Source organism: Okeania sp. SIO3I5, from assembly GCF_010672085.1.
GTDB lineage: Bacteria > Cyanobacteriota > Cyanobacteriia > Cyanobacteriales > Microcoleaceae > Trichodesmium.
Genome location: NZ_JAAHHT010000091.1, coordinates 1 through 16,096, shown reverse-complemented (window position 1 = coordinate 16,096; position 16,096 = coordinate 1). Strand labels below are relative to the sequence as shown.

Sequence of the window (16,096 nt, the reverse complement as noted above, 5' to 3'; positions counted from 1 at the left end):
ATTAGTAAATTAATTAATTCTACATTCTCAATTCAAAATTCAAAATTCATATAGACCAAAATCCTCCCTTTTTTCGAGATTTCGGAAGTTGAGGTTTATTGAACAACTCTCGTGCTAAATATTTGTGAGAAAGCTCTTTGTAGGATTGAAAAAATTCTGCCACTGTTCTGAGAGTCTTTTGTACTGCTTGAAAATCAAGAAATTTATCTTGAAAAAATGTATAATTCAGAATTAGTAAATTAATTAATTCTACATTCTCAATTCAAAATTCAAAATTCATATAGACCAAAATCCTCCCTTTTTTCGAGATTTCGGAAGTTGAGGTTTATTGAACAACTCTCGTGCTAAATATTTGTGAAAAAGTTATTTGTAGGATTGAAAAGATTCTGCCACTTTTCTGAGAGTCTGTTGTACTGCTTGAAAATATTGAAAAAATTCTGCCACTGTTCTGAGAGTCTGTTCTACTGCTTGAAAATCAAGAAATTTATCTTGAAAAAATGTAGAATTCAGAATTAGTATTAGTAAATTAATTAATTCTACATTCTCAATTCAAAATTCAAAATTCATATAGACCAAAATCCTCCCTTTTTTCGAGATTTCGGAAGTTGAGGTTTATTGAACAACTCTCGTGCTAAATATTTGTGAGAAAGCTCTTTGTAGGATTGAAAAAATTCTGCCACTGTTCTGAGAGTCTGTTGTACTGCTTGAGAATCAAGAAATTTATCTTGAAAAAATGTAGAATTCAGAATTAGTAAATTAATTAATTCTACATTCTACATTCTCAATTCTAAATTCATAATATTCAATTCCCTCACGGTTTGAACCAGAGGTAATTATCCATTATCCATTAATGAATTCACCTGCTTTTTTGAAAATAATCAGTGATACTATAAAATCATACTAGGTCTATAGATAAAATGGATACAACTACTCGTTTTGAGTATATTTTTTCTAAGAGGTAAATAGTTAAATTGGTCAAACATAAATCATTTAATTTAATCAACCATTCCTGGCACTCAATTATTCAATTTGTTGGTTTGTTTTGTCTTTGCTGCTTCCTGGTTATTAGTTGTAGTCAACCTCAGAATAATCCCGATAATACCCCCACCACAGAAACAACTACAAATCGCATTACTATCGGCACAACTTTAAAACCTCGCACCATTGACCCCGCAGACGCCTACGAAGTAATATCTGGTAACTTACTCTATAACTTGGGCGATCGCCTCTACGGTTACAAGTTAGGGACAACGGAACTTCTACCCCAACTAGCAACAGAAATGCCAAAAATTAGTGAAGATGGCACAACTTATACTATTCCTATTCGTCAAGGGGTAACTTTCCATGACGGTACTCCCTTCAACGCTGAAGCAATGGCCTTTTCTTTCAAACGTTTTATTGAAAATAGTGGTCCACCTTCTTCTTTATTAACTAATACCGTTGAGTCAGTAGAAGCTACGGGAGAATATCAATTAACAATGAAATTGAAAAAACCTTTTGCAGCTTTCACTCCTTTATTAGCATTTTCTGGTCTATGTGCTATTTCTCCACAAGCTTATACAATAGGTGAAAGTCAATTTAAACCTGATACATTTATTGGTACTGGTCCCTATAAATTAGCTGAGTATGGTACTGACGTTTTACGATTAGATGTATTTGAAAATTATTGGGGAGAAAAAGCTAAAAATCAAGGAATTGACATTCAAATATTTTCTAGTTCAGCTAACCTCTTTAATGCCTTTAAAACAGGAGCTATTGATGTGGCTTATGCTTCTTTAGATACAGACCAAATTACTAATTTAGAAGCAGAAGCTAGTCGTCAAGGATGGCAAGTAATTTCTACAGATGGTAAGACAGTTAATTATATGGTTTTAAATCTAAATTCAGAACCATTAAATAACAAAGCAGTTAGACAAGCTTTAGCATCTATTATTGACAGAAATTTACTAAATGAAAGAGTTTTACAAGGAAAAGCTGAACCAGTTTATAGTCTAATTCCGACAAAATTCAATGGCTATAAACCAGTGTTTCAAGAAAACTATGGAGATGGAAATTTTAACAAAGCCAAGGAATTATTAAAAACAGCAGGATATTCTCAAGAAAACCCTGCAAAAATTGAAATTTGGTATGCTGCAAATTCCACCAAAAGACAATTAACAGCAAGTACATTAAAAGCTTCTGTCGAGCAAAAATTAGAAGGTTTAATGGAATTAGAATTGAATAGCGTAGAAGCAGCTACCGCCTTTAAAAATTTAGATAAAGGAGTCTATCAAACATTTATCCTAGATTGGTATGGAGACTTTGTTGATGCAGATAACTATATCCAACCATTTTTAGAATGTACCAAAGGTTCAAAAGAAAAAGGTTGTGAACAAGGAGCTAGTCAATTTCAAGGTTCATTTTATTATAGCGATCAGATCAATCAATTAATCCAACAACAACGTCAAGAACAAAACCCAGAAAAACGCCAAGCTATTTTCATAGAAATTCAAGAAATATTAGGAGAAGATGTTCCTTTTATCCCATTATGGTTAGACAAAGATTATGTATTTGCTCAGAAAAATATTAGCGGAGTTAGTTTAGAACCTACTCAACAATTTCCCTTCTGGACAATTAACAAATCATAACTATCAATTCAGCATTTATGGCGGAATGCTGCGCATTTATGTCGCGCAGCAAAACAACCGTTAGTTATTAGCTAATATTTTGCAAAGGAACTGAGTTATTAGCTACTGCCAAAAGAAAGAGGCAATAGTGATTTGCATCTATCCTGTTAATTTTTGAGTCAAAAATCACAAAAATCTAAGATAGAAACAATAATCTATTTTTCCTTATTCTTGAGGTATTCAAAGTAGGGTAAGCAACCCTACTGTATCTAGGATAAGTATCAATTATTCAAGATTTACCCATCCTAGATAAAATCAATTACTCAAAAATTCCCCAACCCTAAAAGCCATGATTTTTCAGTAATAAATCAGAAAATTTAGGAGAAAAACACCAGAACTTACTTTTGCCTTTTGCCGACTCCCTTCTTACTTACTTCAAATCAATTACTCAAAAATTCCCCAACCCTAAAAGCCATGATTTTTCAGTAATAAATCAGAAAATTTAGGAGAAAAACAGCAGAACTTACTTTTGCCTTTTGCCTCCTTCCTTCTTACTGCTTCAAATCAATTACTCAAAAATTCCCCAACCCTAAAAGCCATGATTTTTCAGTAATAAATCAGAAAATTTAGGAGAAAAACAGCAGAACTTACTTCTGCCTTTTGCCTCCTTCCTTCTTACTGATTCAAATCAATTACTCAAAAATTCCCCAACCCTAAAAGCCATGATTTTTCAGTAATAAATCAGAAAATTTAGGAGAAAAACAGCAGAACTTACTTTTACCTTTTTCCTTCTTACTTCTTCCAAAGACTAACGTAAAAAACAACTAACCATCCATAACACCAAAAAAGTCACCAAAGTAATAAATATTTCTGTTGTTAAACCAGTTGCCAAAGCACTCAGTATTGCCCCTAAAATTAACCCAAAAATTAAACCACCAACTGTTAACAAAACAGCACGGCCAAACTTATTTTCCTTACGGTTAAGGAAATAAAGACAACCACCAACTCCTAAGGCCAAAGTTAATTGTAAGCTAGAAGGCTGACCAATACTAATTGCACCTAAGACCACATATATACCAGTCGGCCATAAAATATCAGCTTGACTAGGAGTATCAATCAACCTTTGTAGCCAAATTGGCCCTTGATTAATTTTCCCTGAACTCGAAGTATCAGGAACCTTTTTTGTTTGTTTCTCTGGAAAACGAATACCTTCAGGCACTTTAATTTTGCCTTCCTGACGCAACCGTAGACGGTCCATCAAAATAGCATCATAAGCAGCTTCAACATTTTCCATAACTTTCCGATCGTCACCGTGCTGTTGCTTCAAACGTTCCTTTGCTGCTTGAATTTCCTCAAAAGAAGCATCTTCCGTGAGACCAAGTTGTTGATAATGACTTTGATTACTCATTATGAATTTATTAATAATCTTTTAAACTGTGACACAATGTTCAACTATAGTATTTTAACTTCCCTTGGAAAGGGGGGAGGGGAGCATCGGGATGAAAGCCAGGGCTAACGTTTAGACACAGACGTCTCCATAAATAAAATGTTCCGCTCCCCTTGACAAATAGGAGGTATTTTATTACAGTACTTGTGATTGAGCCTAAGTTCAACGAACACAGGGGGAGGACATCACCTCTGTCAAAACAGCAGTCAGGGTTTCCCCGGCTGAAGAATCCCTATGGGGCCTGTAAGGGCAACGTCGGGAGTATGTCAATCTTATCCACTTTTGCAGAAATATGCCTAGTTAGGGCTTGCTGAAAAAAGCAAAGTGTGGGGAGGGTGGGAAGTGTGGGAAGTGTGGGGAGGGTGGGAGGTGTGGGAAGGGTGAGAAGTGTGGGAAGACTGGGATTGTAGGAGAAATAATTTTTCCTTGATTTTTCTGCCTCGCGCTACCCCAAAGTCCTCACTTGATCCAGCTCTTTTCACCGAAAAAATGATACTTTTTCACGACTTAAAATGGCTAAAACCTTTAAGAATTTATTTCCTGTTTTTATTATTGGGGATGTCTATTATTTTGAGGGAACAGGGAATAGGCAATAGAATAGGAATAAAAATAGGCGTACCTCATTAGTCGGAGAAACGCTATAGATAAAAAAGTAGTTTCAAAAGTACACACTCATTTTCCAAATACCAATCATTGACTTGTCTGAATTTTGAATTTTGAATTTTGAATTTTGAAATTCCCAATACCAATCATTGACTTGTGGGAATTTTGAATTTTGAATTTTGAATTTTCAAAAGACACTAACTATTCCTGACCACTGCACCTTTTTCTGTTTTTCGCGCCGATAAGAGAAAAAATAGTCCGGTTGTTGATAAGTACAATAAGGAGCGATCGCCACCTGTTGATTACCAATACCTAATTTTTCCAATTGTAAGATATTAACCAAACGCACATCCAAGCGAACTTTTCCCGGTTCAGGATCGGATAAAATTGGCGAATTTGGCAAAAGCTCCAGAAAATGCAAAATCTCTTCAATACTTGCCTTCCCTGTTTCTGGAAAAATAGTCACCCCTACTTGAGCCGCCACCTCTTCAGAGACTTGATAAACCTCTCCAGCAATAGCAGGACCAAGTACAACCAACAAATCAGATAATTGACTTCCGTGGGCCTCAAAACCTGCTAATGCCACCGGAACAATTTTAGCAGCAGTACCACGCCACCCAGCATGAACGGCAGCAACTTGTCCGGTTTTTTGGTCAGCAATTAGAACAGGAACACAGTCAGCAGTACATACCCAAACTGCTTGTTTGGCTTTTTCGGTTAGTAGACCATCAGCTTCGGCATAATTTGCTTCAGTTTCAAGAGTAGATTTCCCTGCTGTAAGTACGGTATTGCCATGTACTTGTTTGACACGAAATACCTCAGCAGAGGGATTTAATATATCTATTAATTCTGTTGGTGTGTTAGGGAAAAAATGGTGAGTAAAAAAACCATGAGGCCAGTTTTGTAAAAGGCTACAGGTTAGGTAAGGGAGTCCTTGCCATTCTTGCCAATGCCAAGTTACATCATCTTTACTTAAACCTTGATAGTATTTGTTGAATTTTTGTGAATCAGAGCTGACTATAGTCATTAGAATCAAAATTATTGTTTATAGTTTTGACTATTATTTTGACATCCTCCCCGACTATGCTGCACTAGGAATTTTTTTCATAGTCATCTGTCTCTCATTTAGAGTGCTTCAGGAAATGAAATGACTATTGTTCAATAGTAATAAAAGAAAAAATTCCATCACCCACCTCGGAGTGCTTCAGCAAATGAAACGACTATTGCTCCATACGCAATAAAAGTAAAATTTCACCATCCATCTCGGAGTGTTTCAGCAAATGAAACGACTATTGTTCAATAGTAATAAAAGAAAAATTCCATCACCCACCTCGGAGTGCTGCACGAAATGAAACGGCTCTTGCTCCATCCACCTCGGAGTGTTTCAGCAAATGAAACGACTATTGTTCAATAGTAATAAAAGAAAAATTCCATCACCCACCTCGGAGTGTTTCAGCAAATGAAACGACTATTGTTCAATAGTAATAAAAGAAAAATTCCATCATCCATCTCCGAGTGCTTGAGGAAATGAAACGACTATTGTTCAATAGTAATAAAAGAAAAATTCCATCATCCACCTCGGAGTGCTTGAGGAAATGAAACGACTATTGTTCAATAGCAATAAAAGCAAAATTCCACCATCCTCTCGGAGTGCTTCAGCAAATGAAAAGACTATTTCTCTATCCGCAATAAAAGGAAAATTCCATCATCTATCTCGGAGTGCTTCGAGAAATGAAAAGACTATTGTTCAATAGTAATAAAAGTAAAATTCCATCACCCACCTCGGAGTGCTGCACGAAATGAAACGACTCTTGCTCCATCCACCTCGGAGTGCTTCAGCAAATAAAACGACTCTTGCTCCATACGCAATAAAAGGAAAATTCCATCATCCATCTCGGAGTGCTTCAGCAAATAAAACGGCTCTTGCTCCATCCACCTCCGAGTGCTTCAGCAAATAAAACGACTATTGCTCCATCCGCAATAAAAGCAAAATTCCATCATCCATCTCGGAGTGCTTCAAGAAATGAAACGACTCTTGCTCCATACGCAATAAAAGGAAAATTCCACCATCCTCTCCGAGTGCTTCAGTAAATGAAACGACTCTTGCTCGATCCGCAATAAAAGGAAAATTTCACCATCCATCTTGGAGTGCTTCGAGAAATGAAGCGACTATTGCTCTAATTGAATATTTAGAAATTTTCCTCACAAGCAATACAGAAAGTTTTCATTCTGTGAAGCTCCCAGAAAAATAAATTAATGCTTGTTTTTCCCCGATCAAATCTTTCGCTCTACTCCTCCTCAGTAGAAAACCACCAACATTTTCATTCTCTGAAGCTCCCGAAAAAAAATCCGCGCGTCAAAGAATTTTCGGTTGCATCTGCACAAAAATTTTGATATCATAAAAATCGTAGGGAGTCGTTCGCCCTTATGCATGACTTTTTATTCAACTAAATTTCCTGGATTAGAAGTAATCGAAATATTGAGGAATTTTCCTTACAAGCAATACAGAAAGTTTTCATCCTGTTAAGCTCCCAGAAAAATCAATATAATGCTTGCATTTCCCTCATCAAATCTTTCGATCTATCCCTCCTCAGTAGAAAAGCATCAACATTTTCATTCTCTGAAGCTCCTAAAAAAATCCGCGCGTCAAAGAATTTTCGGTTGCATCTGCACAAAAATTTTGATATCATAAAAATCCTAGGGAGTCGTTCGCCTATATGCATGATTTTTTATTCAACTAAATTTCCTCAATTAGAAGTAATCGAAATATTGAGGAATTTTCCTTACAAGCAATACAGAAAGTTTTCATCCTGTGAAGCTCCCAGAAAAATCAATTAATGCTTGTTTTCCCCCGATCAAATCTTTCTATTTATCCCTCCTCAGTAGAAAAGCACCAAGATTTTCATTCTCTGAAGCTCCCGAAAAAAAAATCCGCGCGTCAAAGAATTTTCGGTTGAATCTGCACAAAAATTTTGATATCATAAAAATTGTAGGGAGTCGTTCCCCCTTATACATGACTTTTTATTCAACTAAATTTCCTCAATTAGAAGTAATCGAAATATTGAGGAATTTTCCTTACAAGCAATACAGAAAATTTTCATCCTGTGCAGCACCCAGAAAAATCAATATATCAATATAATGCTTGTTTTCCACCGATCAAATCTTTCTATTTATCCCTCCTCAGTAGAAAAGCACCAAGATTTTCATTCTCTGAAGCTCCTAAAAAAAATCCGCGCGTCAAAGGATTTTTGGTTGCATCTGGAGAAAAATTCTGATATCATAAAAACTATAAGGGGTCGTTCGCCTATATACATGATTTTTTATTCAACCAATAAAATAAATATCTAGGAAAAAAATTGTCAGAATTTAATCAACAAAAATTCATCAACTCCCTATCAAAAATTCAGGGAGCCAGAATATCCCACATATCCAACCCTTCAACCCCCAATCATCTGCACATTTTTTCCAGCCTCCCCTCAACAAACCAAACTCTCTGGCAACTAATTGACTCAGGAGCATCACCAGGAACCATAGTCATAGCCACCCAACAAACAGCAGGGCGCGGACAATGGGGACGAAACTGGATATCAAGCATCGGCGGACTATATATGTCAGTCGCCCCCAACATATCAATATCCCAAACCCCACAACTAACCATATCCACAGCTTGGGGTATAGCCTCAAGTTTGCAAGATTATGGTGTGCCAGTAAAAATTAAATGGCCTAACGACTTAATCTTAGAAAATCGAAAACTAGGTGGCATCCTCACAGAAACCAAGATAAAGAAGAAAAAAATTTCTCAAGCAGTAATTGGTATTGGAATTAACTGGGCTAATTTAGTGCCAGAAACAGGAATTAATCTGCAAAGCTATTATAGAAATCAGTCTCAACCAAAAATATCCTCTCTAGAAAAGTTAGCTGCAATAGTCTTTCATGGAGTAGACTCTGCCATTCAACAACTTTTAGAATCTGGAATAGAAAGTATATTACCAGGCTATACTCAACTACTGATAAATATGGGACAGGAAGTATTAGTAGAAAATCGTCTTGGCAAAATTGTAGGAGTAACAAATAGTGGGGAATTAAAAGTAAAAATTAACCCAGACTCAGCCACCTCAAATACTGACTCTCAAATATTGCCCTCAGAAATATACCTAAAACCAGGTACAATCAGTCTGGGTTATGGCGCTGAAGTCAGAAGTTAGAAGTCAGAAGTCAGAAGTTGGAAATTCAACTCTTGCTGTGACTAAATTTGAGAGGTGCGAAAATGTCCTAAGCGCCTTAGTGACTTATAGTCAGGGAGTAGGGGAGTTGGAGGAGTTAGGTAGAAATTAAAATATATCCGGTTTATTTCTCCTTCGCGAGAAAGACTGGATATTTTATTGTTCAGCAATTCTCCAAGCTTGGCATTATATCATGTCCGTTGGTATATTTTGTCTTTATGCCGTGAAAATATCTACCTTATGTAAGATTTCCTTTTCTTGTAGGGGCGATTCCCGAATCGCCCCTACTTCTTCCTATATTTTCCCTATACAAGACCGATGCTACCGGACATGATATTACTTGCTTTCCAAAACCAGTAGGGACGTTCCATGGAACGTCCCTACTCTGTTCTACCAAAATGAAAACCGATATAAACTGTTAAATTGTTCATAACAAAGAACCTAAATAATATGAGGAGATAAATAATGTCGCTAGAAAACCAAAACCAATTAATTGAGTCTAATACCAAATTACAGGAAACAACTCCAGAGCAAAATCAAAAGCAAAATTTAATTCAGACCAAACTTTTAACTCACAAGTCCCTCATGCAGCTAGGTTGTTGTCTAGCTAGTTTAGGAATGTTAGGTAGAGGTATGGTTTTAGCAGAGATGGTTTTGGAAATAGAAGTCTATGACTATGAACCATCATATCAACCCGCTCCAGTAGATAATTATTCTCCCCCAACATCTTATTCAGCACCATCTTATTCACCAGAACCCTACTACGCTCCAACACCATCCTATTCACCCGCGCCATATTACGAACCCGAACCATATTATTCTCAACCCTACTACGAACCAGAGCCATATTATTCACCAGAACCCTACTACGAACCTGAACCATATTACTCTGCTTCACCTAGTTATTCTGAACCGTATTATTACGAACCGGAACCGGAACCTTATTATTCTCAACCAGCGCCAAGTTATTACGAACCTGAACCATCTTACTATTCTCAACCAGCACCAAGTTATTACGAACCGGAACCATATTACTCCCAACCAGCGCCAACTTATGAACCGGAACCAGAACCTGACAATACTATCTATTTACCCAAAAGTCTGTATGTAGCTCCTCCGACTAATACTAACCTCAACCTCTCAAAGCAACCCAAAAATGATTTACCACCCCTAACATTACCAATACCTGAGAAACTTTATTATGATGGTTCGACTAACACTTATATAGATGACACAAATTACAATGTCGGTGCAACTGATAATTATGAAGCACCAAGTACGGTAGTTTTCTCAGAACGTTCCACAGGTCAAGTTGCTCAATATCCAACAAATAATAATAATTGGAGTGCTGTCGCCGAAAATAATAATAATTGGAGCGCTCCTACTCAGACTAATAACTGGAGTGCGACTACCGCAACAAATAATTGGAGTGCTCCTGCTCAAAGTTCATCTTATAATTCAGGGTATGGTGGAACTCAGCAAAATTATTATTCTCAAAATAACTATTCTCAAAATTCCTCCTACGATAATAGCTATTACTCCTCCAACGATAGTTATTATTCAGGTTCTTCTGGTTATAGTCAAACAAGTTACTACGCAAGTTCATCTTCGAGTCAAAGTGGTTATTACTCCAGCACCTCTTATGCTCCCCACTACTCAGACTCTTCTCAGGGAGTAGAAGTCGCAGCAGTATTACCCGCTCAAGTGCAGGGATTATTTCATAACCCGATGTCGCAGTCAGGTTTAGCTTATTACAAACGCACCATGCGACCTCCCGCAGTACCCGGAAATGGTAACACCCGGTTGATATTTCCTCTATCTATTCCAGCACCGATAACTTCATTATTTGGTTGGAGAGAACATCCAATATTAGGTTATAAAAAATTCCACACGGGAACAGACTTAGGCGCACCAACCGGAACACCAGTAGTTGCAACTTATGCAGGTCAAGTAGCGATCGCTGACTGGTTAGGTGGTTATGGTGTAACAGTTATACTAGATCACCAGAGAAAATCATTGGAAACTCTCTATGGTCATTTATCAGAAATTTTTGTGAAACCAGGTGAGTTTGTACAACAGGGAGAAGTTATTGGACGAGTTGGTAATACGGGAATGTCTACAGGTCCCCACTTACATTTTGAAATGCGACAGTTAACAAAAGATGGGTGGGTAGCAAAAAATCCAGATAGTCATATTGAATTTGCCTTAGCGAATTTGATGACAGCATTGAAAGTGACGGAAATACCGCCTGTACCTGAAGTTACTATTAATGAATTGTTGAAGCAGACTAAAGAATTAGATTCTGGTTTGCCACAACTGCCACCTTTACCACCAGGGTTTGAAGTACCTATTCCTGATTTAGAACCGCCAATTTTTGAATTGACAAAAGCTTCCGAAAAATCTGATGAGGATGTCAAAATTAGTTTGAATGAAGAGGAGAAAAAAGTGGTGGAATAAAGTTAGTTGAATTGGGAAAAATTGATAAAAATCCTAGCTTTTGTAGGTTGGGTTAAGCACCAGCACAACCCAACAAACCAAGATATTGTTGACAAACTAACGATAGTGTTGGGTTTCGTTCCTCAACCCAACCTACATTACTATTCCTGATTTAGAACAGCTTTTGTAGGTTGGGTTAAGCGTCAGCGCAACCCAACAAAAACCGATATATGTTGAGTTTCGGTTACTCAACCCAACCTACATTACTAAATAGAGCGATCGCTCTCCAGAGTTTATCTAAAAATCAAATAAGTTAAAATATAAAGATTATCTCTGGACAACCGCTAAAAAATAACCAAAACTTTAAATATCAGACTTAATTATTCTTATGGAAGACAAGAAAATTTGGATTATTGCCGATGAAACTGCTTCAGAAACTGCTGGAGGAAAAGGGTCAGTAGATACTGGATCTAGTTATGATGATTGGCCAGAAGAATCTACTGAATCAAGTAGAAAAAGATTTCAGGTTAAAGCTGAAGATTTGAAACGAGAAATGTCTGAGTTTCTCAAAGTTATTGAAGATGTATTTGACCAGACAGAACAAGAAACTTCTAATGTTAAGTTAAAAGAAATTGAATTATCAGTTGAAATTAATGGTGAAGGTCAAATTAATCTACTTGGCATTGGTGGAAAAGCTGGAAGTAAGGGTGCAATTAAATTAAAATTAGTACGCAAGGAGTCTTAAAATATGGCAATAAATTGGGCTATTTGTGTTGGGATTAATAATTACGATAATATGCCAAATCTTCGATATGCTCAGAGAGATGCTGAATTAATGCGGGATTATTTTCTCAATGAGGCAGGTTTTGAAAAAGAGAATGTTTATTTATTTACGGATAATTCTCCTCAAATTAATGATGCAGGTAAACCTTTTAATTCTCAACCTACCTATGGCACTCTTAAAAGATTTTTACGAGAAAGATTTAATAAGAAATTTTTATCAGCAGGCGATAATTTTTGGTTCTTTTATAGCGGTCATGGAATGCGTTTTAAAGACCGAGATTATTTAATGCCTGCTGATGCTGACCCTCATCCAGATGGAGTAGAAGATACTGCTATTTCCCTTTATTTTGTGACAGAAAGATTAAGGCGATGTGGAGCAGATAACGTAATTTTATTTTTGGATGCTTGTCGCAGTGAGGAAAACTCAAAAGGTTTGGGTATAGGAAAAGAAAAGCAGAAAGGAGTAATTACATTTTTTTCTTGTAGTCCTAATGAAAAGTCTTATGAAATTGAGGATAAAAAGATACAACAGGGTTCTTTTACTTATGCTTTACTAGAATCTTTAAGAATTAAAGGTGAAGGTAATTGTGCCACTGTTGAAAGATTATATAATCGTTTACGTCATCAAGTTCCTGGTATTAATCATCAGTTTGGAAAGTCTCGACAAACTCCTTATGCTATTGTTGAACCTGCTACTAAATATCATTTAATATTGTTGGAAAATCAGGCAAATTTGACTGATATTTCTACACTAAAAAATGATGCTTATCGAACTGAGGTAGAGAAAAATTTTGAACTAGCTAGACAATTATGGATTAGAGTTAATATAGCTGCTTCAGGTTCAGATATGGAAGCTATTGAGGCAATTGGCAGATTAAGTAATTCAAAATCAGGTGATAATAAGTCATCCAATGATCAAGGCGACAAATCACCTGCTACAAAGGTAAAGGTAATAGAAGAAAATAAATTTACTCCTAATACTTTCAAGCTAAACAGGTATGTTTTAAAAGGAATTATTGGAGTAGGAGTAGGAGTATCAGTAATAGGTCTTTTTATAGGAGTACCTTACATATCTAATCTGTTAATACCAGATCCAACATCAACATCAGAAACACCACCAACATCAAATATCAACTCAAAGTGTTCTACTCTAGAAAACCTACTAAAACAAAAGAAGTGGAACGAGGCAGATATGGAAACTGCTCGTTGTATGTTGAAAGTTGCGGATCGAGAAAAGGAAGGATCGCTAGACAGAGAAGATATAGAAAACTTTCCTTGTACAGACCTCCGCACAATTGACCGACTTTGGGTAAAATATAGTGATGGTAAATTTGGCTTTTCTGTGCAGAAGAAAATTTACCATAGTTTGGGTGGAACAAAAGAGTATGATTGGCGGGTATGGAAAAATTTTGGAAATCAAGTAGGATGGATGCAGGGGGATGACGAATTGATAAAGCGAGATGAGCTAACTTGGGAGAAGGACACATCATCCCATGTGGAGGGGCACTTCCCGCATCGGGACTTCTTCTTACAAGGTCCTGGTAGGCGGGTGTCTTCTGTCTCGCAGAAACTTGTAGACTGTAACATATAAGCGTTTCAGCCGTCAACAGAAAAAAGTTTTAGGAACTTAATTTTACGAATTTTGTTGATTTCAGGATTTTGATACCCTGTTTCAGTTATTAATTATCAGAGAACTTTACCTATGTTCTATTCCTCAATAATATTCTGATTCTCTAACCATTGACGAAACTCACGGAGTAAAGCATTCTCACCTTTTTCTCCTCGCCTAGTGAGAAAATTTAAAATAACTGACTTGGATAAAATTGGCAAAACATTTGACTTTTCTTGCTCCTGATAACCTCCATCTTCCAAACAATAAATAAACAACTTTTCCACATCAAATCTCCATATTTCTCGGATACCTAAAGCAGCATAAATTGTTAAACGGTCTAAAGAACTACTGGTAATATCAATCTCAATTGCTAAATCTGGAGGCGGATCGTTATTAAAATCAAACTTAATTTTACCTCGTACTAATTCCTCATTAGTAATGTAATAACATTCATCTGGTTCAACTCCTTTTTGCAAATCTTTTCGACTTAATGTTGTCGAACCAAGACTTGATATTTCTAATCCTAATACTTCTGTAGTTGTTTGTACCAGTCGTCCTAAAAAACCTTTATTAATCTCATGTTCTGGCAAGGGAGTCATAATTTCTAATAAACCTCGATCGTAGGTCAATTTTTTACTAGGATTTTCTGCTAAATCTAACAATAATGCTTGATAAGTTTCCCATCTAATTCCCATTAATAGGGTTGAATTTTCTGGTTTTAATAAAGTTTGAGTCATAGTTATTTAAGAAGGCAGTTTTTATAAGTTATAAATTACTAAAATCAAATTATTTTCTCTAATCAAAATTACCTTGAGAATGTCGGACAAAAGTTTCATCTTGAATACTGCCATAAGTATTTTCAAGAAATTCATACCAAGACAGATTTTCAGGTTGGTTATTATCTTTAATTAAATTAATCATTGTCCTCAAAACCTGTTTTTATTCTGGGGTTAAGTTGTTAATAATTTCTGCTAGGGATTCAACTAATTTTAAATTCATAAAAACCTCTAATAGTTTACATTTTGAGAATAGATCCAGTAGGGTGTGTTAGCAAAGCGTAACGCACCGAAATATTTGGCAGAGGCGGTGCGTTACATTTCATTAACGCACCCTACTGAACCTAATTATCAATTATCTATGGCTTTTTACATGAAAGTAGCCATAGAACATCCGTTCCGCTTTTCGGTTTGAAAGGTGAACCTAGTGGCAGCTATATCACCTTCTTTCAGATTATTGATGCTTTCTTCATTTATTATTGGTATTATTGGCCAATAGTTAAATGGCTCAAAGCCTTTACAGGCATAGGTTTCAGCCTTTTTATATTAAAGATTGATGCTTTCTTCATTTATTGGCCAATAGTTAAATGGCTCAAAGCCTTTACAGGTATAAGTTTCAGCCTTTTTTTTAATACCGAAGATAATTGATTTATTTATTGGACAATAGTTGTAGAAGTACGAAGTACATATGCTTGGATCTTGTGCAGAATCCATAAGTTTTCATACAACAAAGCCATTATCCATTATCATCACCGGATCTACTAACCCCAACTCCTCAAAAGCAGTCAACCGCAACCGACAAGAATCACATACACCACAAGGTTTTTCCCCACCCGCATAACAAGACCAAGTTTTTTCCCAAGGCACCCCTAAACTATTCCCCAATTGAATAATCTCAGTTTTCTTCATCTCAATAAGTGGCGCAACAATAGCGATCGCTTCTCCTTCTCTCCCCTGTTTAGTTCCTAGTCGAAACACCTCTTGCATTGCTTGAATATAATCAGGGCGACAGTCTGGATAACCAGAATAGTCTAAAGCATTCACCCCAATATAAACCCGACTCGCATTCACAACCTCAGCATAAGCAAGAGCAAAACTTAGAAAAATAGTATTCCGCGCTGGAACATAAGTAATCGGAATATTTTGTGACATTTCTTCAGGAGAGCGATCGCTAGGCAAATCAATTTGATTATCAGTTAATGCGGAACCTCCCCATAATCTCAAATCAAAACTCACAACATGATGTTCTATGACACCCACACTCTCAGCAATTTTCTTAGCTGACTCTAACTCTCGACGGTGGCGTTGTTGATAGTCAAAAGAAATAGCATAACATTCACAACCATCTGCCTTCGCTTGATACAAAACCGTTGAGGAATCTAATCCTCCTGATAATAAAATAACTGCTTTCATTTTTTTCTATATTAAACATCTCCTGACTTCTGACTCCTGTAGGTCGCCAATCTTACAAAGACCCTACCTGATATAGAATCCGGTTATATAGTATATGTTCATTATTAAATCGGACAATCGGACCATCTCCCCCAACAATACACTCTTGTATTCAACTGGATTTGATATTACTCCTTACTCCTTACTCCTTACTCCTT

General features: G+C 36.4%; 13 protein-coding genes. 7 read left to right on the top strand and 6 right to left on the bottom strand.

Going from position 1 to position 16,096, the window contains the following annotated elements:
* Nucleotides 1-971: 971 nt before the first annotated feature.
* The gene (locus F6K40_RS20160) at nt 972-2,627 is read left to right on the top strand and encodes an ABC transporter substrate-binding protein (RefSeq protein WP_293138894.1); all 1,656 of its coding nucleotides are present in this window, start codon (nt 972-974) and stop codon (nt 2,625-2,627) included.
* 787 nt (nt 2,628-3,414) lie between these two features.
* Here F6K40_RS20160 and F6K40_RS20155 read toward each other — a convergent pair.
* Nucleotides 3,415-4,014: a CPP1-like family protein gene (locus F6K40_RS20155; protein ID WP_293138893.1), complete on the bottom strand. Its 600-nt coding sequence runs from the start codon at nt 4,012-4,014 to the stop codon at nt 3,415-3,417.
* A 426-nt stretch (nt 4,015-4,440) separates the two neighbouring features.
* Here F6K40_RS20155 and F6K40_RS20150 point away from each other — a divergent pair, with 426 nt between their 5' ends.
* Nucleotides 4,441-4,680, top strand: coding sequence for a hypothetical protein (locus F6K40_RS20150; protein WP_293138892.1), 240 nt, complete (start codon nt 4,441-4,443; stop codon nt 4,678-4,680).
* A 163-nt stretch (nt 4,681-4,843) separates the two neighbouring features.
* Here the strand turns inward: F6K40_RS20150 and pgeF are convergent, their stop codons facing one another.
* Nucleotides 4,844-5,683 carry a peptidoglycan editing factor PgeF gene (gene pgeF, locus F6K40_RS20145; RefSeq protein ID WP_293138891.1) on the bottom strand — a complete coding sequence of 280 codons (840 nt, stop codon included), beginning with the start codon at nt 5,681-5,683 and terminating at the stop codon, nt 4,844-4,846.
* A gap of 568 nt (nt 5,684-6,251) precedes the next feature.
* Here pgeF and F6K40_RS20140 point away from each other — a divergent pair.
* Nucleotides 6,252-6,410 (top strand): hypothetical protein, encoded by a 159-nt coding sequence (locus F6K40_RS20140; protein ID WP_293138890.1) that lies wholly within the window; start codon nt 6,252-6,254, stop codon nt 6,408-6,410.
* A gap of 19 nt (nt 6,411-6,429) precedes the next feature.
* On the opposite strand, the gene F6K40_RS20135 is transcribed toward F6K40_RS20140, so the two are convergent.
* A complete protein-coding gene (locus F6K40_RS20135; protein WP_293138889.1) occupies nt 6,430-6,588 on the bottom strand; it encodes a hypothetical protein in 159 nt (52 codons plus the stop codon).
* Between the two features lie 1,424 nt (nt 6,589-8,012).
* Between F6K40_RS20135 and F6K40_RS20130 the strand changes: the two genes are divergently transcribed.
* From F6K40_RS20130 to F6K40_RS20115, 4 genes are all read left to right on the top strand, one after another.
* Nucleotides 8,013-8,861 (top strand): biotin--[acetyl-CoA-carboxylase] ligase, encoded by an 849-nt coding sequence (locus tag F6K40_RS20130; protein WP_293138888.1) that lies wholly within the window; start codon nt 8,013-8,015, stop codon nt 8,859-8,861.
* Between the two features lie 483 nt (nt 8,862-9,344).
* Nucleotides 9,345-11,336 (top strand): M23 family metallopeptidase, encoded by a 1,992-nt coding sequence (locus F6K40_RS20125; RefSeq protein WP_293138887.1) that lies wholly within the window; start codon nt 9,345-9,347, stop codon nt 11,334-11,336.
* A gap of 367 nt (nt 11,337-11,703) precedes the next feature.
* Complete coding sequence (locus tag F6K40_RS20120; protein WP_293138886.1) at nt 11,704-12,060, top strand: Pepco domain-containing protein; 357 nt, start codon at nt 11,704-11,706, stop codon at nt 12,058-12,060.
* Between the two features lie 3 nt (nt 12,061-12,063).
* A complete protein-coding gene (locus F6K40_RS20115; protein ID WP_293138885.1) occupies nt 12,064-13,689 on the top strand; it encodes a GUN4 domain-containing protein in 1,626 nt (541 codons plus the stop codon).
* A 116-nt stretch (nt 13,690-13,805) separates the two neighbouring features.
* Here F6K40_RS20115 and F6K40_RS20110 read toward each other — a convergent pair whose 3' ends face one another.
* From F6K40_RS20110 to queC, 3 genes are all read right to left on the bottom strand, one after another.
* A complete protein-coding gene (locus F6K40_RS20110) occupies nt 13,806-14,447 on the bottom strand; it encodes a Uma2 family endonuclease (RefSeq protein WP_293138884.1) in 642 nt (213 codons plus the stop codon).
* 58 nt (nt 14,448-14,505) lie between these two features.
* On the bottom strand, nt 14,506-14,631 hold the full coding sequence (locus F6K40_RS20105; RefSeq protein ID WP_293138883.1) for a hypothetical protein: 126 nt from the start codon (nt 14,629-14,631) through the stop codon (nt 14,506-14,508).
* Nucleotides 14,632-15,206: 575 nt separating this feature from the next.
* Complete coding sequence (queC, locus tag F6K40_RS20100) at nt 15,207-15,899, bottom strand: 7-cyano-7-deazaguanine synthase QueC (RefSeq protein ID WP_293138882.1); 693 nt, start codon at nt 15,897-15,899, stop codon at nt 15,207-15,209.
* Between the last annotated feature and the right edge of the window lie 197 nt (nt 15,900-16,096).

Bases quoted from the DNA above. Each gene is read 5' to 3' on its own strand.
- F6K40_RS20155 (WP_293138893.1), bottom strand. From the start codon at position 4,014: ATGAGTAATCAAAGTCATTATCAACAACTTGGTCTCACGGAAGATGCT.
- pgeF (WP_293138891.1), bottom strand. From the start codon at position 5,683: ATGACTATAGTCAGCTCTGATTCACAAAAATTCAACAAATACTATCAA.
- F6K40_RS20140 (WP_293138890.1), top strand. From the start codon at position 6,252: ATGAAACGACTATTGTTCAATAGCAATAAAAGCAAAATTCCACCATCC.
- F6K40_RS20135 (WP_293138889.1), bottom strand. From the start codon at position 6,588: ATGGAGCAAGAGCCGTTTTATTTGCTGAAGCACTCCGAGATGGATGAT.
- F6K40_RS20125 (WP_293138887.1), top strand. From the start codon at position 9,345: ATGTCGCTAGAAAACCAAAACCAATTAATTGAGTCTAATACCAAATTA.
- F6K40_RS20120 (WP_293138886.1), top strand. From the start codon at position 11,704: ATGGAAGACAAGAAAATTTGGATTATTGCCGATGAAACTGCTTCAGAA.
- F6K40_RS20115 (WP_293138885.1), top strand. From the start codon at position 12,064: ATGGCAATAAATTGGGCTATTTGTGTTGGGATTAATAATTACGATAAT.
- F6K40_RS20110 (WP_293138884.1), bottom strand. From the start codon at position 14,447: ATGACTCAAACTTTATTAAAACCAGAAAATTCAACCCTATTAATGGGA.
- F6K40_RS20105 (WP_293138883.1), bottom strand. From the start codon at position 14,631: ATGATTAATTTAATTAAAGATAATAACCAACCTGAAAATCTGTCTTGG.
- queC (WP_293138882.1), bottom strand. From the start codon at position 15,899: ATGAAAGCAGTTATTTTATTATCAGGAGGATTAGATTCCTCAACGGTT.